Annotated in this window: 19 protein-coding genes; 8 read left to right on the top strand and 11 right to left on the bottom strand. The window is 63.0% G+C overall.

The features are described 5' to 3' along the window. Positions 1–7: 7 nt before the first annotated feature. Positions 8–337, bottom strand: a complete 330-nt coding sequence (locus CJ028_RS07260) for a DNA alkylation repair protein (RefSeq protein ID WP_105034608.1) — start codon at positions 335–337, stop codon at positions 8–10. 156 nt (positions 338–493) lie between these two features. Then, a complete protein-coding gene (gene cycA / locus CJ028_RS07265; RefSeq protein ID WP_105034609.1) occupies positions 494–1,960 on the bottom strand; it encodes a D-serine/D-alanine/glycine transporter in 1,467 nt (488 codons plus the stop codon). Between the two features lie 304 nt (positions 1,961–2,264). Between cycA and CJ028_RS07270 the strand changes: the two genes are divergently transcribed. Next, positions 2,265–3,473: a PucR family transcriptional regulator gene (locus CJ028_RS07270; protein WP_105034610.1), complete on the top strand. Its 1,209-nt coding sequence runs from the start codon at positions 2,265–2,267 to the stop codon at positions 3,471–3,473. A gap of 302 nt (positions 3,474–3,775) precedes the next feature. Here CJ028_RS07270 and CJ028_RS07275 read toward each other — a convergent pair whose 3' ends face one another. After that, a complete protein-coding gene (locus CJ028_RS07275) occupies positions 3,776–4,270 on the bottom strand; it encodes a DNA alkylation repair protein (protein WP_105034611.1) in 495 nt (164 codons plus the stop codon). A 95-nt stretch (positions 4,271–4,365) separates the two neighbouring features. Here CJ028_RS07275 and CJ028_RS07280 point away from each other — a divergent pair, with 95 nt between their 5' ends. Both CJ028_RS07280 and CJ028_RS07285 read left to right on the top strand, forming a co-directional pair. Next, positions 4,366–4,614 (top strand): type II toxin-antitoxin system Phd/YefM family antitoxin, encoded by a 249-nt coding sequence (locus tag CJ028_RS07280; protein ID WP_105034612.1) that lies wholly within the window; start codon positions 4,366–4,368, stop codon positions 4,612–4,614. Further along, positions 4,611–4,871, top strand: a complete 261-nt coding sequence (locus tag CJ028_RS07285; protein ID WP_105034613.1) for a type II toxin-antitoxin system RelE family toxin — start codon at positions 4,611–4,613, stop codon at positions 4,869–4,871. The genes CJ028_RS07280 and CJ028_RS07285 overlap by 4 nt, the downstream gene beginning before the upstream one ends. Before the next feature lie 46 nt (positions 4,872–4,917). Here CJ028_RS07285 and CJ028_RS07290 read toward each other — a convergent pair whose 3' ends face one another. The 3 genes from CJ028_RS07290 to CJ028_RS07300 all read right to left on the bottom strand — a co-directional run bounded on the left by CJ028_RS07290 (position 4,918) and on the right by CJ028_RS07300 (position 7,052). Then, a complete protein-coding gene (locus CJ028_RS07290; RefSeq protein ID WP_240607140.1) occupies positions 4,918–5,421 on the bottom strand; it encodes a hypothetical protein in 504 nt (167 codons plus the stop codon). Positions 5,422–5,468: 47 nt separating this feature from the next. Then, positions 5,469–6,092: a LysE family translocator gene (locus CJ028_RS07295; RefSeq protein ID WP_105034639.1), complete on the bottom strand. Its 624-nt coding sequence runs from the start codon at positions 6,090–6,092 to the stop codon at positions 5,469–5,471. Positions 6,093–6,179: 87 nt separating this feature from the next. After that, the gene (locus CJ028_RS07300) at positions 6,180–7,052 is read right to left on the bottom strand and encodes a hypothetical protein (protein WP_105034614.1); all 873 of its coding nucleotides are present in this window, start codon (positions 7,050–7,052) and stop codon (positions 6,180–6,182) included. An 88-nt stretch (positions 7,053–7,140) separates the two neighbouring features. Between CJ028_RS07300 and CJ028_RS07305 the strand changes: the two genes are divergently transcribed. Together CJ028_RS07305 and CJ028_RS07310 are read left to right on the top strand one after the other, a co-directional pair. Continuing rightward, positions 7,141–7,383, top strand: a complete 243-nt coding sequence (locus CJ028_RS07305) for a hypothetical protein (RefSeq protein WP_105034615.1) — start codon at positions 7,141–7,143, stop codon at positions 7,381–7,383. Positions 7,384–7,653: 270 nt separating this feature from the next. After that, on the top strand, positions 7,654–9,555 hold the full coding sequence (locus CJ028_RS07310) for an HNH endonuclease signature motif containing protein (protein WP_105034616.1): 1,902 nt from the start codon (positions 7,654–7,656) through the stop codon (positions 9,553–9,555). Positions 9,556–9,835: 280 nt separating this feature from the next. On the opposite strand, the gene CJ028_RS07315 is transcribed toward CJ028_RS07310, so the two are convergent. Genes CJ028_RS07315 through CJ028_RS07325 form a run of 3 tightly spaced genes read right to left on the bottom strand, consistent with a single transcriptional unit; the run spans position 9,836 to position 15,889 of the window. Further along, the gene (locus CJ028_RS07315; RefSeq protein WP_105034617.1) at positions 9,836–12,943 is read right to left on the bottom strand and encodes a helicase-related protein; all 3,108 of its coding nucleotides are present in this window, start codon (positions 12,941–12,943) and stop codon (positions 9,836–9,838) included. Further along, the gene (locus CJ028_RS07320; protein WP_105034618.1) at positions 12,940–14,694 is read right to left on the bottom strand and encodes a phospholipase D-like domain-containing protein; all 1,755 of its coding nucleotides are present in this window, start codon (positions 14,692–14,694) and stop codon (positions 12,940–12,942) included. Before CJ028_RS07320 ends, CJ028_RS07315 begins: the two co-directional genes overlap by 4 nt. Then, complete coding sequence (locus tag CJ028_RS07325) at positions 14,687–15,889, bottom strand: DUF6361 family protein (protein WP_105034619.1); 1,203 nt, start codon at positions 15,887–15,889, stop codon at positions 14,687–14,689. The genes CJ028_RS07320 and CJ028_RS07325 overlap by 8 nt, the downstream gene beginning before the upstream one ends. 216 nt (positions 15,890–16,105) lie before the next feature. On the opposite strand from CJ028_RS07325, the gene CJ028_RS07330 reads away from it, so the two are divergent. The 3 genes from CJ028_RS07330 to CJ028_RS07340 all read left to right on the top strand — a co-directional run bounded on the left by CJ028_RS07330 (position 16,106) and on the right by CJ028_RS07340 (position 16,965). Further along, the gene (locus tag CJ028_RS07330; protein WP_105034620.1) at positions 16,106–16,294 is read left to right on the top strand and encodes a hypothetical protein; all 189 of its coding nucleotides are present in this window, start codon (positions 16,106–16,108) and stop codon (positions 16,292–16,294) included. Between the two features lie 95 nt (positions 16,295–16,389). After that, positions 16,390–16,602, top strand: coding sequence for a hypothetical protein (locus CJ028_RS07335; RefSeq protein WP_129590414.1), 213 nt, complete (start codon positions 16,390–16,392; stop codon positions 16,600–16,602). 3 nt (positions 16,603–16,605) lie between these two features. Further along, entirely contained in the window at positions 16,606–16,965 is a 360-nt protein-coding gene (locus CJ028_RS07340; protein WP_105034622.1) for a hypothetical protein, read from the top strand. Positions 16,966–17,019: 54 nt separating this feature from the next. Here the strand turns inward: CJ028_RS07340 and CJ028_RS07345 are convergent, their stop codons facing one another. Then, a complete protein-coding gene (locus CJ028_RS07345) occupies positions 17,020–17,925 on the bottom strand; it encodes a YDG/SRA domain-containing protein (protein ID WP_105034623.1) in 906 nt (301 codons plus the stop codon). Positions 17,926–18,165: 240 nt separating this feature from the next. Further along, positions 18,166–19,422 carry a DNA sulfur modification protein DndB gene (locus CJ028_RS07350; protein ID WP_161498922.1) on the bottom strand — a complete coding sequence of 419 codons (1,257 nt, stop codon included), beginning with the start codon at positions 19,420–19,422 and terminating at the stop codon, positions 18,166–18,168. Between the last annotated feature and the right edge of the window lie 50 nt (positions 19,423–19,472).

Consider the following 19,472-nt stretch of genomic DNA (forward strand, 5'->3'; position numbering starts at 1 on the left):
CCGCAGCTTACGCTCGAGCGATTCTCGCGCTCGCGCCGTGGGCCGCGCGGCGCAGGGACGAGTCGCCGTCGCCAAGCCACCGCACCAGGGTCGCATCCGCTCGGGCACGGTTCGCGCCGGTCAGCCCCTGCATGAGTGGCAGCACTATGTCGACCGTGAGCGGATCGACGAGCTCTGGCAGCCCAGCGCCCCGCAGAAACCCCTCGATGCGGGTGAGATCGGTGTTGTCGAGACGGGTCACGTTCGATTGCAGCAGCACGATTGCGGCGAGGCGCCGCTCGAACACCGGCACGTTCCAGAGCTCGGAGCTCAGCGCGGTCACCTCGTCGTGGCTCATGTTCTTATACCGGCGGGCCAGGTCGCGGATGGTTCTCGCACGGCGCCCACCGAGGCGCCATAGAACTCGAGCTCGTTCCCAACCGGGCCTGCGCCTCAGCCGCCCGCTCCCAGGTTGCTTCGTACTGCAGCGTGCGGCCGACGTTCCTCTGGGCCCTCAGCGGCGAAAGGCGAGCGCGGCAACCCTGTCGGCCTGCACGTTCGCTCGGTGAAGTTCCTGATGCGCGGCCAGTTCCGGGCGGCGCCGGATGATAAACCACGCCGCAGTGAGGCCGAGGAACCACAGTGGAGTCACGAGCAACGCCTGCAGGGTGTCGGTCTTCTGGGTAAGCGCCCAGATCAAAAACCCGAAGAACGACAACACCACGTAACACATGTACACGCCGCCGGGCATCTTGAACTTTGAGGCTGCGTGCAGCGCCGGGCGGCGCTTGCGGTACACGATGTAGCTCACCAAAATGATGGTCCACACGAAGATGAAGAGCACCGCAGACATGGTGGTCACCACGGTGAAGACGGCGATGATCGATGGGTTTGCATACAGCAGTACTGCGGAAATGAGCAGAAAGCTGCACGAGAACAGCAGAGCGCTGGCTGGCACCTTGTGCCGGGTTAGGCGTTCGAAGCGTGCGGGTGCCGTGCCCTCGACCGCCAGCCCGAAGAGCATTCTCGATGTGGAATACAGCCCTGAGTTTGCCGAGGACGTCGCGCTGGTGAGCACGACGAAGTTGATCACGGCCGCGGCGGCACCGAGCCCCGCGAGGGCGAACATTGCCACGAACGGGCTCACGTCAGCGGTGACCTCACGCCACGGAGTTACCGTCATGATCATTATCAGCGCGAGTACGTAGAACAGCATGATGCGAATGGGGATGGAGTTGATGGCTTTCGGCAAGTTCTTCTCCGGGTGCTGCGCTTCGGCGGCCGTGGTGCCCACGAGCTCGAGCCCGACGAACGCGAACACGGCGATCTGGAAACCGGCGATGAACCCCATCGGACCGGTGGGAAACATTCCGCCGTCGTTCCACAGGTTGCTGAAACTCGCCGGGGTGCCGCCGGGGGACTGAAACTTGGTGAACACCATCACGAGACCCACAACGATAAGCGTGACAATGGCGATGATTTTGATCAGTGCGAACCAGAATTCGGTCTCACCGAACGCCTTGACGCTTGCGAGGTTGAGGCCCAACAGAATCAGCACGGCCACGAGCGCCGGTATCCACAGCGGCAGCTCTGGCCACCAAAAGCTCGTGTACAGCGCGATCGCGATCAGCTCAGCGATGGCCGTGACGATCCAGCAGAGCCAGTACGTCCAGCTCGTGAAGAATCCGGCCCACGGCCCGAGCAAGTCACCGGCGAAGTCGCTGAACGACTTGTATTCGAGGTTGGACAGCAACAGTTCGCCCATGGCCCGCATCACGAAGAACAGCATGAAGCCGATGATCATGTACACGAAGATCACGGATGGCCCGGCGAGTGAGATGGTCTTCCCCGAGCCCATGAACAGGCCTGTTCCGATCGCGCCGCCAATGGCGATGAGCTGGATATGTCGGTTTGATAGCGATCGGGCCAGGTGTGGCTGCGTGCTCACGGCGGGTTGAGTGCTGCGTTGCAATTGCGACATCGGGGATACTTCCTTGTAGTCCAGGGCGATTGTGCGAGATGTAGGGGTCTCTGCCAGCCTAAAAACGATATGCCCGGGTTTGGGACGCCATCGCGTTCCCGGCAGGCAGATGCCGGATGCCGCAGGTCGCGTCGTCTGACCCCTCGCCGGCTTCCGGGGCGTGGAATTGCCACTCTTCCGGGGATTTTTCTCCGCCGAGACCGGCAAGAGAAGGCGATGGCCGCTACCTCTGGCTCGACATTTGTAGCGTCACGGAGCGTTGATTGTCGCCTGACGTGCACACGGCTTGCGTAGGATTGAGCTTATGAGGGGGGCCGATATCGATCAGGCGGTGGCCATCATTGCTGAGCACCTTGGCCGTGCCCTGTCTCTGGCAGACCTCGAGGGCGGACTGCTCGCCTACAGTGCGCACCACGCGACGGCTGACCGGGTGCGCACGAATTTCGTGCTGAGCAAGGTGGTTCCGCCCGATGTCAGCGACTGGCAGCTCAGCCACGGTATTGCCACGGCGGTACGACCGGTTCCGGTTCCGGCCAATGCCGAGCTTGGCATGTTGGGCCGGGTATGCGTTCCGCTGCTCGCCCGCGGATTCCGAGTGGGATATCTCTGGGTGCTGCAGCTCGATGACGAGCTCGAGCCCGATGCCATCTTGCAGGAGCTACGGGGCATCCGCTCTGAGCTGGACAGTCTCGCGGAGCTACTGCTCGATCGCACGAGCGCGGATTCCGATGGCCGCCCGGCGAACGAGTCTCAGTTTCTCGCCGCCTGTTCGGGCGATCGCGATGCCCTCGTATCGGTTGGAGGTTGGCCCGGTGTGCATGGGCGTGGACCGTGGCGGCTGGCCATGCTGGTGGACCGCGGCATGAATGCCCAGCGCAATCCGGCAGAGAGCATTCTGTTGCACCGATTGTCCGCGCTTCAGGCCACGCTCGGAATCGACTCGGTGCTGTTCTCCGCTGGCACCGAAACGCAGGCGGTGTTGTTGCTTCACGACGTGATTGACGGCGTCGAGGGTTCCGAAGTTCTCAGACGCTTTGGCCTTGAGGTCTCACGCCGTGGCGGGCAGCCGGCCGCGTCCGTTCTGCTCGGGCTGAGCGAGCCCTTTTTCGACCTTCGACGGTTGCCCGGCGCCTACGCCGAGGCGCGGAGCGCCGTGCAGGCAGCCTGGGTGGACGCCCAACTGGGACCGCTCGTCTCGTTTCGCGCTATCGGGGTCTACCAATTATTGGCCGTCGAGGGTCGAGACGTTGTGCCGAGCGAGTCGGCCCTCTTCGTGGAACTGCGGGAAGTCGACCACAACGGGGAACTTTTGCCCGTGCTCGAACTGCTCTACGACAAGAATGGTTCCGTGGCCCAGGTTGCCGAGCAGCTGCATCTGCATCGCACCAGTATCTATAACCGGCTCAGGCGCATCCGCTCACTCATCGGGGTGGACCCGCTCGGCGGGCAGGCCCGCCTCGAGCTGCACCTCGCCCTCAAAGCCGAGCGCTGGGCCGGTCGCCCCCGGCTGTAGCGGCAGTGCGAAGCTAGTGAGGCACGCCGTTCCCACGGCGTGCCTCACCGCTTCGATCAGGTGGCCTGCACGGGGAGTTGCAGGTGAATGATGTGCGTGCCGGTGTTGGTGCCGACGTACTCGGGAAGGCGAGGCATCGTCGCGCCGGCGATCCAACAGATTCTGGTGCCGCAGGAGACCAACGCATGACCTCTTACGCTTCGGATGCTGCCCAGCACATCTGACCGGTGGCTCGGATACGGGTGGCCGCGCCTGCAGCCTTTGGCCGCGCGACGCGCCCCAAAAACGGATGCCCGGCCCCGCTACCCGCTCGCGATCCGCGCCGTCACGCCGTCGGCCGCCCGGAGCAGCCAGGGGTCGCCATCCTGTGCCCACCGGGCCAGCGCCGCATCCGCTCTGAGCCGATGCGCGCCGCTCAATCGCTGCACCAGCGGTAACACCACGTCGAAGGTGAGCGGATCGACGAGCGCTGGCAGCCCAGCGCCGCGCAGAAATCCTTCGATGCGGGTGAGGTCGGTGTTGTCGAGCCGGGTGACGTTCGCCTGCAGCAGTACGATCGCGGCGAGCCGGCGCTCGAACACCGGCACGTTCCAGAGTTCGGAGCTGAGAGCGGTCACCTCGTCGCGGCCCATGTTCTTGTGCCGGCGGGCCAGGTCGCGAATGGTTCCCCGCACGGCGCCCACAGAAGCGCCGTAGACCTCGAGCGCGGTGCCCAGACTGGCTTGCCACTCGGCCGCACGTTCCCACGTGGCCTCGTACTGCAGCGTGCGATCTACGAAGTCGCCGGCGTCGCTCATTCGTCTATTCTGCCCCGGGCTCGACGGCCGAGTGGCACGGTCGGCACCACGATGAAGTCTTGTACAGAAGAGGAGGTATCTTGTACACTTCGCATATGGCAACGATGAGTGTGAGTAACGCACGCGAGAATCTGCAGGCGGCCGTCGACCTGACTCGCACGGAGGCCGTCGTCTTGGAACGTTACGGCAAGCCGGTGGCAGTGCTCGTGAGTGTGGAGCGGTATGAGCTCATGATGGACGCTCTCGACGATGCGGCCGACGTTCTCGCCTTCGACGCCGCCATGGCTGAGGAAGGCGAGAACGTTCCCTGGGCCCAGGTCAAAGCAGACCTCGGCTGGGTATGACGGCCTATCGAATTGAATTGCGTCCGGCTGCAGTTTGGGCGCTGAAGCAACTCGACCCGCCGATTCGACACCGCATTCAGGGAGCGATTGCGTTCCTCGGGCAAGATCCTCGGCCGCCAGGAGCCCGCAGGCTGCAGGGCCGCGAGGGGCTCCGGGTGCGCGTGGGCGACTATCGCATCATCTACACGGTGACCGACCAGATCCTGACCGTCGTGGTGGTAACGCTGGGGCATCGACGGGACGTCTACGAGCGGTAGGCGACCGGCTGATCTCCGCTCCCACGTTGCCGGTACCGCAGCACGTCTATTCTGCGCCGGCCGAGGCGGCGCGAGCAGCCCGAATGATCAGCACGATCAGGGCAAGCAGGGCAGCCGCACTCACCAGGTACAACGCCAGGCCCCACGGGGAGTGATCGGCGCCCGAAATCATGAATGTGTCGGCGAGCGACATGCCGGGGCCGAACGAGACGAAGAAATGCCCGGGAGCAGCGAATACCAGCAGCACGAGATAAGCCGCCACGACTGGTCCCACCCGACTTATGCGGCGCATGATCGCGACCAGCAGGATCACTCCGGCCAGCAGCAGCCCGATGCCAGCCCAGGTGACGACTCCGTTTGCGCTGAGACTTTCATCGGCGCGGGCCATTTCGGCGCGGATCTGCCCGAGCGTCGCGCCCGGCACTGCGGCCAGCGGATTCCACACCAGAATCTGCAGCGCCCCGGCAATTGCATACGCCGCAACGACCGCGAAGCCCACGGTCGCCGCCCTGACTGCGCGTCGCGGTGGTCGAATTTCGGTGTTACTCATCAGGCAAGCGTACCGAGCATCCGTTCAGAGAAGCGGATGCGGGCGCCTCAGTGCACCAGTGCCAGCAGCAGGGCGACGGTCACGAACAGCACGCCGAATGTGCGGTTGAGAATGAGCTGCCCGCGAGCGGTATTCGTGAAGCGCTGAAACGATTTCGCCGCCACCGCAAAAAAGAACCACATCACCACTACGTCGATCAGCACCACGGTCACGGTCAGCACCAGATACTGAGGGAGTAGCGGCTGCTCCGGCCGAATGAACTGCGGCATGAACGCGAGAAAAAACACGAGCGCTTTGGGGTTGAGCAGATTGACCCAGAAGCCGCGGCGAAACATCGACCTGGCCGGTTCCCTGGTTAGCGGCACGGCCGGGTCCCGCTTCGGGTCGGGCTTCTGCACAAACAAACGGATGCCCAGAAACACCAGGTAGGCGGCCCCGGCATAACGAATGACATTGAACAGTACGGGGGAACCGGCGACCAGCACCCCCACGCCAAGCGCCACCACGATGATGTGCACGATGAGCGCAGCCTGCTGGCCGAAAATTCCCCAGATCGAGCGACGAAACCCGCTGGTCAGCGAGTTGTTCATGGTGTTGATCGCGCCCGCGCCCGGGGTGAAGCTGATCAGCACGCCGGCGCCCACGAGGGCCAGCCAGAGGGAAAGTTGCACACGCCAGCGTAGCGCGGGCGCCAGCACGCCGGTGGCGACAGAGACTCCGGCGGAGCCGAGGCGGGCTGCCGGCTTCGTCGGAATTCGCTAGTTGCGGCCGAACAGGTTGCCGAGTGCCGAGAGGCCGGGGATCTCAAAGTTCGATCCCAGGTCTTTCACCTGCTCGCCCAGTCCGGTCGCATACTCGCCCGCGCCGTCGGCGACGCCTTGGGTGATTCCGTCAAGACCGCCGGTGAGGCTCTCGACATCGACGCTCTGAGTGATTCCGTCAAGACCGCCGGTGAGGCTCTCGACATCGACGCTCTGGGTGATTCCCTCGAGACCGCCGGCGAGGCTCTCGAAATCGACGCCGAGGCCGGCCGCCTGCTCCAGGAGGGGCCCGGCCACATTGCTGAGCACCGCGCCACCGGCGACGGCGGCGAGTAGCCCGCCGGCACCAAGCCCGACAGCGGTGACACCCGCTCCGGCAAGGGCGCCGCCGGCTCCTCGGCCGGCCGGTTTGGCGAACATCTTCTTCAAGAAGCCGGGGTTCTGGGCCTCGCCGCGGGTAGCCGACCGGGCCAGGTCCTCCGGGCTGGTCGAGGCCGGGTATTCGTTGGCCGGCAGCTCCGCGCGCAGCTGGGCGTTGACCTCGTCGCGTTGCACCGGCGTGAGGCGCGCGAACGCATCGCGGTGAACCTGCTCGAGCTGCTGGGGCTGCGCGGTCTGCAGCAGGTAGTCGTAACGGGCGATGGCCGCGCGGTCTTCGGCGCTCACCTGCGACTCGGCTTTCACACCAGAAACGGGAGCGGCACTTTTCTGCACGTTATTCGCCGGGGGCTTGCTGTCTCCGGTGACCTTGTCGGCTGCGGTGCGCACCATCTCGCGCCAATCCGTCTTGCCTGACCCGCCGGAGGACGGCTGCCCCTTCTTATCGAGGGCCTTGGAAGCCATGCTCAGAATGCGCTGGAGGTTGCTCATTGGGGGGCCTTTCGGGTTGGCTGGGTTTCCATTGTGCCTAACCGCACCTGAGCAAACCCTCCCAGTCACCCCGTCCGGCAACGAGTGCATGAGCGATGCGGCCTCAAGCCGCACCCGCTCACGTGCGGGTGATCGCCAGCGCGCTCGCCAAGCGGTCGACCAAGCCTCGCCGTTCGATCGAGCACTGGCTCTGTACGTCGGGCACCCCAAATTGTCCTGTGACGACTGCTACCTCGTGACCTCGGCAGACATGACATCGAACCAACCGCTGTGCACCTTCGACCGCAAACTGGCCAGCCAAACGGATGCCCGTCTGCTGGCGACCGGCTAGGAACCGTACTACCGAAAGGTAATCAGACAGGGGCCTATGACGTTTCGGTAGTACGGGATTGCAACTTCCGGCAGGTTCCCGCGCACAAATGTTCTACGACGGAAGTTGAGTCGTTGTGAATTTCGAGGAAAATGACCCAGTTCGGGACCGAGGCGCAACACTCGCCGGTCTGGGAAACGTGAGTGTCAGTGCGAAATCAGGTTCGCACAGAAATCCAAAAGCATGTGAGATTCCCTCGACTTTGAGGGTCGAGCTTGGTACACTTGTTCTATGAGCCAGAGCGGCGACACCCACCAGCCGGGCTTCGTTGATCCGTTCTTCGCCGCCCACGGTTACTGGCCTTCCGCGCCCGAGGAGCGTGCCGAGTTTGATGCGTTCTGGGCGCTGTGCCAGGCCGACTTTCGGGTCGAGATCGCCGAGGGCCTGGGGCAGTTCGCTCCGTACGATGCCCTCGAAGACGTCGATACTGCGCCCGTCAGTCCGGACCCCTTCGTAACGGATCCCTTCGTAACGGATCCCTTCGCAGCGGATGCTGTCGGTTCGGAGTCTGTTGGTCCGGAGCCTGTCGGCCGGGCTTCCTATCGCCGTGAGATGCCTGACGGTCCGCCTCTACCGGCCGCCCTTGACCTGACCGAGGTGTTTGCCGCAGTGCCTCCCGAGCACCGGTTCGATGACGACCTTCGCGAGGAGTACCTCTACACCGAGTACCTCCGCACCGAGCACGACAGTAACGACGAACCGGGCCAGCCGGTACCGTTCGACAGCAGTGCGGCCGACAGCAGTCCGGCCGACAGCAGTCCGGGCGACGATTTGAGTCCGTTCCAGCGGCATCAGGCGCAGTTCGTGGACCGGGTGCTCTACTTCGAGAAGATCATCGCGTGGGCGCAGGCGAGTAAAGCTGAGGTTCTCACCGAGGCGTGGGACTACACCACTAACACTGCCGAGACCGGGCGCCCGCAGGCCGGTCCCGAGCATGAGCACGACTGGGACGCCACCTTTGCCGCGCAGCAGGGCCTCGTGGCGGAGATGGCGTGTGCGCTGCGCATCCCGGGCGGCACCGCCTCCGGCCTCCTGCAGGAAAGCCGGCAACTGGTGGTCGAGCGGCCCGATACTCTCACCGCGCTCCGCGCCGGAGACATTTCCCTCCGCCATGCCCGCCGGGTGATCGAGCAGCTCGGTTCCGTGCCGCAGCCCGCCCGGGCTGAACTGGAGGCGGTGTTGCTGCCGCACGCCAAACGTCTTACCGCGACGCAGTTTGACGGCAAGGCCCGCAAGCTCCGGGAACGGTTCCACCCCGACAGCATTACCGTGCGCCGCGCCAAGTGCCTGTCCGATCGCCGGGTGCTGTTCTTCCCCGATAAAGACGGTATGGCCACGCTCTGGTTGCGCGCCGCTGGCGACGATCTGCAGGGTATCTATACCCGGGTTACCGACGCCGCCCTCAGTCTGCAAGGCCCGGGTGAACCCCGCACCCTCAGTCAGCTGCGCGCCGATGTCGCCGTCGACCTACTCCAGCAGGGCGTCACCGGCAGTGGCCTCGGCGCGGGCCTCACCGCCAACGTCAACATCACCGTCCCGGTCCTCACCCTCCTGGGAAAAAGCACGGAACCGGCCGAGCTCGAAGGCTACGGGCCGATCGACCCGGAGACCGCCCGGCGCCTGGCCGGCACGGCGACGAGTTTCCTGCGCATCCTCACCCACCCGCACACCGGCATCGTCCTCGACGTCAGCGCCACGCCGTTCCGGGTGCCGGCGAGTCTGAAGAAGTACCTGCGGCTGCGGGATGGAACCTGCCGGTTCCCCGGCTGTAACCGCTCCGCCGGCCACAGCGACCTCGACCACACCGTCGACAAACAATTCGGCGGTCCCACCACCGCCACCAACCTGCACTTTCTTTCGCCGGCGCACCACAACCTGAAGCACTTCAGCGATTGGAAGGCCGTCGCTGACCCCGACGGCACCCTGCACTGGACCAGCCCCGCCGGCAAACACTACGCCACCGACCCCGCCACCCGAATCAGCCCCCACCTACAACAAGCACCACCACCAGAACCGCCGCCACCAGCAGCAGCACCACCACCGGCCGCGCCACCACCCCCGCCGCCCGACCTCTGGAACACCACCACGAACACCAACTGGAACGACACCGGCACCGACCCGCAACCGTTCTAGTGTCCTTTCGGTCGAGCGCATCCGGCGCTCACATCACCAAGCGGATGCCTACCAGCAGCCCGCCGCGGTTCTTGCCTGGCGCTAGCCTCCGTTGAATCCTTTGTGGCCGGCAATGCGGAACCACACGAAGGGCGGTGACCGCGCACCACACCCTCCGAACGACACCACAGTCACCGGGCATGCGCGATCTGATCGCTGCCCAATCGGTCATCGCAGCTGGCAGAATCAGAATGTCGAAAAGCCTCTGGAGGCCTGACCGAACCGACGCCGCGCCTTCAGGTCAGCGATCCCGCACCGGCGGGCTCAAGTCCAGCTTCGCGACCTGCGACGGGTTGACCCCGCGCCGCTGCATCATCTCCAGCATGTCTTGCTGACGGGGCTGCCCGAGAGTGAGCCGGTACAGAGTTAGTGCGTCCTTGAGACGCTCGACCTTCTCGATATCGCGGCTGAGGGGATAGGTGATGATCTGCCGCTCCACCTTGGCTGCGCCGGGGTAGAGCCAGTACGGGGCGAACTCCCCGAGTTCGGGGTGGGCCGTCTGGGCGGCGTCAAATGCAACCCGCCAGGGGTTCCCCTCACTCGACGCAACGACATCCGGCCAGTGAGCCGCTGCGATGTTCTTCCGCACGGCGTGGCCGGCGAACCGATTGACGCGGCCTTCGCGTTGTTCGAAGTCCACCGGGTTCGACGGCAGGTTCCAGTGCAGCACTTCATGACTCCACCAGTGAAAGTCGATGCCTTCCTGGCCCACGCTGGTGGACGCCAACACGAACGGCCAGAACGGGCTGTTGAAGGCGTTTCGAATTTCCGGCTGGCGAGCGCTTTCGGTCTCCTGCTGTTTCCCTCCGTACCGCAGGGCGAAGCGGGCAGTGAACGGGATGCTGTTGGTGGGGTCCGCGAGATCTCGAGCGCGGTAGGTAGACGGCCGCAATGTCACGGCGTCGTGGGCGCGCCCGGCGAGCTGCAGGAGTACTTCGTCGGTGAGGGCAGTGCCCCCGGTTTCGCTGCGCAGCTGGAATAGGTACTCATCCATGGATGCCTGCAGGTTGCCATCCGCGCAATACCGGAGCACGACGAGCCAGTAGGGTTCCTCGGTGGAGTCGAGCTGATCGAGGAGCAGACTAGTCTCCAGTCGGTTGAACAGACTTCGGAGTCCGTTCGACAGCAGCGCTGCAGCACTCCACAATCCTGCGTCTGTGGTGGCATCCGCTTTGGTCCGGAGCCTGGACAGCGCCCGGTAGGCGATATTGCCGGGGGAGTGAAGCGCGAGTCGGGCCAAATGCTCGTGCGACAAGTCATCGCCGGCCTGACCGGCATCGAACGCTGCGTCGACGTGGATGCGCAGGCCGGTGCTCGATTGTGATTCATCGTCATGCAGCGCAGTTCCGCGACTCTCCAAGGCTGAGGTCACGTGAGCAGCTGTCAGGCCGGTCGGAACCATGCCAGGCGTGCTGAAATACGCCTGCCAAGCCTGACCAGCGACCGCCTCACCGTCAAAGGAGGCCTGCACGTCAGCTTCGGCAGCAAACGCCGACACTCGTGCCGGCGTCCCAGCACGGCGACGAGCGACATCCAGCGGGTCGGCCTGCAGCGCGAGCGCGGGGTGAGGCCAAAAAAGTGCCAGTGTCGACATGGCGTTGGCCCTCCCCTCCACGGTTGCCCAGTTGAGGCGGGAAGCCAGATTCTTGCGGGCCTCGGCCGTGTTTCTGGTCAGCCGGGTTGAACCGAACGCTGTCAGCCGTTCCGCTTCGTAGCTGAGCAAACTCGCAATCGCTGTCGGTGTCGCAGTCCACGACGAGAACACGAGCCGTTTCGTGGCCGACACGACACCACACTCTGCGAAGGGCCCGCCCGGCTCAAAGTACGGCATCGACGGAGGCAGCCACAGCAGCTTCCACAGCCCGGACTCGAGCATGTCCTTAGCGAGGCTACCGATGTGTCCGTTCCCAATCCGGACAGGCTCGTAGGAGCGCAATGCCTCGGCATCGAGCGTGTTCAAACCCGCCAAATAGGGCTCGATCGCTTGTGCAGATTCCGCGGCCTCGAGTCGCTTGTCGAGCGCCTTGGAGACCTGGTAGTTCTCCATGAAGTTGCCGAAATAGGGAATGGACTTCCAATACTCAACGGAGATCGGCACGTCAAGCTCCTGGGCCAGGCGCTGCAGCCCGGCGAAGCCGATGAGGTCCGCCGGCGACGGCACCGCCGAGGCAATGCGGCGCTCCCGCAGCATTCCGTCATCGCCGAGCTGCGGACGTTCGGTGCGACTCATCCAGCGCAGTAGACGAATGCGCAGGGATGCCGCGATGCCCTCCACCAACGCGCCTGCCGCAATGCCGGCACGATACTCTTCGAAGAGCCGTTTCACCTCTGACAGGTCCGCCGTCGCTCCTCCCGCGAGAAAGCCCAGGATGGCGATGAAATCGGTGTAGTGGTCGTCGTCGGAGTCGTCTGTTGAGGCTGTGTACGCCTTATATGGCGTCGCCGACAGTAACAAGACCTTGGCTTGGCCGTAGTCGAAGAGGTGGTGCGCAAGCTCCGCGGCGTCGCCGCCCGTTTCCGGATCGAGCAAGTGGCTGAAGCGCTGAAACTCGTCAAGAATGACGAGGTCTGGCTCCAATGTCTCGACGCTGGCTCTGGCGAGAGCCCCTCGTAGCGCAGCGGTGACTTCCTGGATGGCGTTCATCGCCGTCGGCAGCCCGTCCTGCACGATGTCGTCTACAAGGCGCTGGTACCGAGCAAGCAAGCCGAGGCTGGAGGCGTTTCTGCGAAACGCAGTGAGGATCGGCTCGTGAACGGAGCCGTCCAGCACTCGCCGGATCCAGTCCACGCACTCTGAGAACGATTTCTCCGTGCGCACCGTGCCTTGAAAGAAGAGCCGTGAGGCGTGACTCTGCGCGAGATTGTGCTGCAGCTCATCGTTCAAGATCACGTGCAGCAGAGCACGCTCTTCCTTCGACCCGGTTAGCCTACTGGAGTTGTTGAAGGACGTTCCCGGAGTGAACGACACCAGATTCACAACCTTGCCGTCGATCGCGGTACCGCCGAGACGTCGGGACTCCAATGCCAGCAGCGTCAGCCGACTGGTGAATGCGAGATGCGGGTTGCCCGTCACGTTGAGCCGCTGAAGATTCTGTTGTGCCAGGTCAGCATTCGAACAGATATAGACCACGTCGATCCGGTCGACGGTGTCATCGTGTTGCAGCTGTTCGATAGTCCGCGCAATCACACCGCGAGCCACCACGCTCTTACCAAGCCCAGTCTCGTCGGCGACGAGAAATCGGCGGCTCGCGTCGGCGGAACCATAGAACCGATGAATGACGTGGTCGACGGCGTCGCGTTGAAATCCCTTGAGCTCGCTGAGCACGGCCTCAGCATCGAACACCGTCACAGCTTCGCGCCCTGCAAAGTGAGATGTGCCGACCAGACAGAAGCCCAGAGTTCGTCGAAACCCGCGGGGAGAACGGTCGTCGCGGCATCCGCTTGGAGGCGCTCGATCAGGCGACCGAGGTCGTCAAGTCCGGAATTGCGAGCCCCCACCGAGCGCACCAGTGCCTCGAAGAGGCCGGCACCGTCGGCACCCCAGTCACCGAAGCTGCCCCCGCCACCTGCCGTGAAGAGCGACCCATCAGCGGTGTCGTGCGCGAGCAGCAGCAGCAGGAAGCGCAGGAACTTCTCCGGAGTGTCGATCTGCCGGGCAAGAACGGCGTCCCGGCGGCCCGGAAGATCGCCGACCAGCTCGGCTCGCACGACGGTGCTGCGCTCTTCGCCGCGGGTGTCGACGACCCGAATCACAAGAAAAGGAGTCACGTCGGTAAGCGGCATGGCCTCGAATCGAACGCTCTCGCCAGCGACCACCGGGAGTGGATGCGAATTCCCCGGCCTCGTCAGCAGACGCACGAAAATTTGGAGATCGGACGGTGGGTGCGCCGAATCGAGGGACTCAACGAGGATGTCGAAGTTCGACTCGTCGGATGTGACCACAGTATTGCGCAGTCGGGAGGTGGCGAGAGACCGGATCGCCGACTCCAAGGCGTGATCGGCCTTGTCATCGTCGCTGTCCTCGACGCCGCCGGTGGCCGGATACGGCACGACCAGTTGGAACAGAGCCGATTTCTCGCCGAAGACGGCCTCGACGCCGATGCGGGGCAGGGGGCCGATCAACTCGATCATGAACTCCACGTTCTGGGTGAAGGCGGCGTTGGTCGCATTCGCGGAACCGATAAAGACGTGAGACCCGTCGCGCCGGTCGAGAACGAACGTCTTGGCGTGCAGGCCCTCGAGCGGGTCACCGTCGACCTCTGCCGTGTCGCGGGTCGCGTCGTCGAGCACATAGGGGACGATCCGCTTCAGCGTCTCCGGCCGGAGCCGGTCCAGGCTTTCTGCTCGGGAGACGACGTGCACCCTGGTTGATCTGGCGGGGGCCAGCCGGGCGATGCCGTCATCGGACAGGAAAGGCGAGATGATCAGGTGTCGCTTGCCATCGAAGTCTGCCGTTGTCGGGCGCCCGATGCCGAGGGCATGCAGCACGACCCCGCGCACGTCACCGGGGGCCTCCCACTCCACGCGGCTGACGCGTTGCGCTAAGTCCGCTATGCGGAGCGAACGGGCATCAGTCAAGGGAGTGACCGCAAGCTGCGGGAGCGCAGCCAGAAAGTCGCGTGCCGGGGCGCTCGCCGGCTGATCTTCGTCGGTGGGAGTGCCGTCGAGGCGCACCAGCATGTCCCAGCTGCGGTCAGCGGTCAGGTTTCTGCTCGAGCACAACAGCCGGTACGCGCGGTCGTCGTCGCGGCCGAATTCGAGAATCCAGACCTTGGGGTGGAAGAGCCCACCGGAGCGCCGGGCGGTGACCGGATGCACCATCGGCTCGAGGAAGGCGACCAGATCAGAGGCCTGTCGGGGCGCGACGATCTGCCCGGCCTGGGCAAAGATGTCTACCCGATCGGCGGCTCGCCGCACCGCGTCGAGAATTGCGATGGGATCGTCGCTCTCGCGCACACGGTGCGCCGCAAACGACAGGGGGATGGCCAGAGCACTGGTGAGGTCGAGCGTGAACGTGGTACCGACAGCGTGGAGCAGCTCATACCCCGCGGGTGGACGGAGCTGCTCGGTGAGGGCAGCGCGCGCGTCGGGTTCAAGCATCCGTTCGTTCCAATCCGTCGTGCAGGTCGGTGAGAATCTGGTTCACCTGAGGCCAGCGAAACGCCAGGCGGCCCGCTCCGGATGCCCCTTGCCAGGACTGCAGAAGCTTCTGGTTGGTGAGTCGTGACTGGGCGCCCTTGTGCTGGCGCTCTCGGGACCGAATCATGTCTCGCCCACCGGAGAGGTCGTGAGTGTCCAGCACGAGCGACGCATCCAACCAGTCATTGACGAACATTCGCGATCGCGACGCCACCGAGCCGCTTCCCGCGTCGATATTGGTCCAGAAGTCCGTTCGGTCCCACGAGTTCAGTTCATCGGCAAGGAGATCACGTTCCTGCTGCCACTCCCGGAGCCTGTCGCTGTATCGGTCCACCGGCGCAACGATTTGGTTGTACCCGGCGGATTCGTACTGTTCGGCCAGCATCAGGTTGTAGAGCAGGGCCGCGCCGTGCGCTGCGAACGAAAACAGCTTGGCGTGTTGCAAGACCTGTTGCGGGGCGCCGGTGGCCTCACGTGACGTTGGATCATCCCAGGGGGAGATACTCGCAGCCTCGGGTCGGTATTCCACCAGATGGCCAAGCAGCGTTCCTTCGCTGCCTTCGGCCATGCGGTCGCGCAGCCAGTTCGCCTCTGACGGCGACAGGTCAAAATTGCCCGCTGATTCAGCCGGGAACCCCCTCGGCGCGACGGGAAGGGTCGGAGACCAGGCACCGATCCGGTCGTTGCCGATCTCTCCGTCGCTCACCGAGCTCGCCGAATCGAAGGCGATCGCGTCCTGGCGGTCCATCGAGGGCGCGCTGAGAATGCCGTACTTTCGAAGCGCCGCCCAGTACACGCTGGACGGCAGAGTCTTGAGATTCGCGCCCGCCACCCGTCCGAGCAGCCCTCGGTCGTCGCCGCCCTTTCTGAGCGCCAAGATCAAGTTGCGCTCGTTGGCGGTGACGGCATCGCTGATGTCATCCGCGGACCGTCCGGTCGACTGTGCCGCTGTGAAGCACCAGGGTATGAGGAGCATATAGCGGGCGCGGGTGAGCAGCGTCGACGTGCCAGGAAAGAGGGAATCGCTGAGTGCGTCTCGAACCTGACCGAAGCCGAGCTCGTCGCGGCTATCGCGCTCGCTGAAGAGGTTGACGATTTCCCTCATTCGGCGCTGGTCTTCGCTCGATGCATCGAGCCACGCAACGAGTGATGGCATTATTTCCCCCTGTGACCACTGCAGTGCATAACGCCAGACTACGCGTCGACGGAGGCTCGTTCGGGACCGCAGGAGGTTATCTGCTCTCCTACCTCGATGGCCCACACCCGCTTTCCGCAGTGCTCGAGCGCGACAGCAGTATCTTCGACCGCGGCAAGACGGATCGCGAGAAACTGCTTCGATACACGGTGCTCGCCCGGCTACATTCGCGGTCAGGTGCAGAATCTGGCGCCGGGGGCTGCGGCGCTCGCCGCATTTACCAAGGACCTCGCGGTCATCCCGACCTACTATCCAGGAATTCAGGCGCTCTGGCACAAGGTTCCGGCCGAGCGCATCCCGCGCGTAAACCAGCAAGCGGATGCCTACCAGCAGCTCACCGCGGTTCTGGCCTGGAGCAGAACGTAAAGGTCAGAGGGCGGTGTGCTCGCCGCGCAGAAGGTGTCAATCGATTGAGCAACCAGTAGTTCCCGCTAAATTGGCACGAAACCATCGGGGGATGCATGACAACACGGCAACCGGGCATGAGCGATCAGATCGCCGCCCAATCGGTCATCGAGGAGTTGCTCCGTTTGCAGCAGACCGTCCAACCGCGCTCCCGTTTCGCCCGGTTCTGGGGATACTCTCCTCTGGGCGCCGACAGCGTCGCCTGGTACCGCTGCGCCCAGGGCGAGATCGAAGTCGGTAAGATTTCCAGCCGGCTCCCACCCGCGTAGGGCGTGATCGCGCTGGTCAGCCCCGGACAGATCACGAGCAAGAAGAAGCTAGATGGCATCAACGTTCTGGATTCGAACAATCTACGCCGATGGCTTCTCAAACGACCAGTGGAGCTCACCGAAGTCGAGCTGGTGGTGCTCGTCGCCATTGTGAACTCGCCAGCGACTTGGTCTGCGCCCACGTCACCACCGAGTCCGACTCTGCTGACACAATTCGCTGTGATCGACCGTGAAGTCGAAACCGCGCGGGTCCGGCACGTGTCGTGGCAGCTCTTCCCTATCATTTCTTGGGCGGCAATTTTGGTTCTAGCTGGGCCGCCATTTATGAAGGTGGTTGTCCGAGAGTTCTTAACCCCGCGGTGAACGTTGGTGAGACTCGTGAGTAGTGCGCTCGGACACATTGGGATGCGCCGCTATCTAGCTAGCGGCAAGCTCTTCTGATATCTGATCCTTCGCTGGAGCCCAGAGCTCGCGGTGATATCGAACATTTTCAATAGCCAAGAGGTGATTCTTTCGAAATCGTAGATCCGAAATCACGGTCATTCTGTGTGTCTCTACTGCCTCCAGATTGTCCGAAATCACCAGTCCGCCAAAATCGAATTGAGTGTGGTGGTTTGGACAAAGACACAGGATATTGTCTAACGCGTCGCTACCTACATGAGGTCGTCCCAATGGGCGTAGATGAGCACCTTCGGCATAAGCATTTCCGTCAAAGGTGGGCACTTGGGTATCGCAAATCTGGCAGTGAAAGTCATACATGTTCTTCACATCGCGGGCCAGTGATGAGTCACGGATGCGGCGTGAAACAATTGTCGTCGCGAATTCAGGATCGGGAATATTCGAGCTCTGCGGCTCGAGGGGCCGCTGCTCATCGACACGTTCGAGGCGAAAGAGGACTACCACGAACCCGTCTAGCCCGCGCATCAGCTGCCATCCGGTTACGAGGTACAGCCCGGAGTAGAGATATCCGGCTAGTGGAGCAAACGGCGAGCCCGCGTGTTTACCTCTCACCACTCGCACAGGAAGAGCTTTCAAGAAGCTCGTTATGAGGCCGGCATTCCCTGGAGCATCGATGGACTGATCTTTGACCTGCCGATTGCTCTTGGGGTCTTTGCCACCGTGACCGGTGTACAGAATGTAATCCCCGTGATCCTGATCATCGCCGTAGCCGCCCGAAACCACGATCGAATCTGCGCCATCAGACTTCGTGCCGCTAATCCCCCCTTGCAAGGGGCGGTGAACAAAAGCCTCATGCAACTCACGCCGATCGATAAAAAGCTGACCAACTTTGGTGCCGTCCGGTGTTCCAAAGAACTTACTCATAAGTACCCCCTCCGGGCACGGTATCGATGACGTCGAGCATGTTGGGCACTACCGTGGCCCCCATTCGGGCGAGAGGAAGCATTCCAGGGCCTCGCGGCCTGGATCCAATATGCATCTTGGTGATTGTCAGCGACGGTTTGAAATCTTGGCGGAATTGACGGTGGATTGAGCCACCTGAGCGGGATTTATGGCTGACCGCAAGCCTCCTGATGCTCTTGCGCACTCGTCGTGCGCGGCTGGTCAAGCCAGGATGTCGCCGGGTCCCGTGAGCCATGCGGGGCGGTCAACTGCCCATGCGGTTAAAGCCTCCTTGAGACCGGCTAAGTCCTGTCGGCGGCCATGCGGCGCCATTCCACCTTCGGGGAATGCGCTGGTGTGGGTGATCCAGACAGAACCTTCGCGAACGGGGCCGCTCATGTGGAGCGCCAAGAGATTGAAATACTCGCGGATCATTTCGCGATCGAATGCATGGCGCTTGAGCAGTTCGTAGTAGACGCCACCCAAAATCTTTAGGACTGCGATGGAGCCCAGAAGACTTGTCTTGCGAAGATCCTGTGGTGTCAGTTCGCCTTCCTGAACATCCATTAGGTCAGGGAAGCTCGATACGAGATCGTCTAAAAAGTCCCTCGTATTTCGAGCGAGGGATTCTTCGTTTAACTCGTCCTCTTGCCTTCGTGACACTCGACCGTCAAGGCCAACTGCTATCACTTTGATAATTTCGGCTACATGCTTTGAACCAACCAGGAAGGGGGACCCCTTCCGGCTCACCACGTCTCGCTCGGCATCGACGCGCCCTTCAAGGAGCGGATGGCTCGTCACGGCGTCGAGAGTTCGATTGACGACTTTACGAGAATCAAAGCGAGTTTTTACGGATGCCGTAATGCCGAGTGCGTTCTCAGCGATGTCGTAAAACATTTGACGGTACTCGGCTGTGCTTTCCTCGACAAAGAGCTGGATGCTCATACGTTCAACCTCGAGGCGTCGTCTTTGACTTTCAAGCAATTCAATTCTTGCCCGCGCGTCCGAGACAGCCCTGCCGGCTGGCTCTACCCTACGCGCGATGTCAAGCACGTCCCTTGCTTTGTCCATATCTTCGTTGATTCCAGCGTTCGCCAGGTGGATGCCAAGAATTCGATGTTGGCCATCAAGAATGTGGATATCCCCTGCGCTGACCCGCGGCAGGCTTATGATCCCAAACTCAACTCCATGTGCCTCGGCCTGTAACGTGAATTTAAATATTGCCGGAGCCCGGAGTATAAGGGACGGTGCAACCCAATGCTCGAAATTGCGAATGTATTTGCCGAAATCGTCAGCGTGCTTGGGCCGGATTTCGCGATTCCCTGGTGTGGGTTTGCTTGGATCCGGGGCGGGTATCAAAGAGGCAATCTCATAGAGTGACAATTCGAACGCGAAAACGGTCCGCCCACCCTGACGATATCGAGTACAGAAATACGTGATTTCTGGCGCGTAGCCGGTCACTAGAGACGGATCGATCATGAATCCCACGGACATTTTGAGCCCTCCACTATTGGTTATTCAAAGTAATA

This window comes from Cryobacterium aureum, assembly GCF_002954245.1.
Lineage (GTDB): Bacteria > Actinomycetota > Actinomycetes > Actinomycetales > Microbacteriaceae > Cryobacterium > Cryobacterium aureum.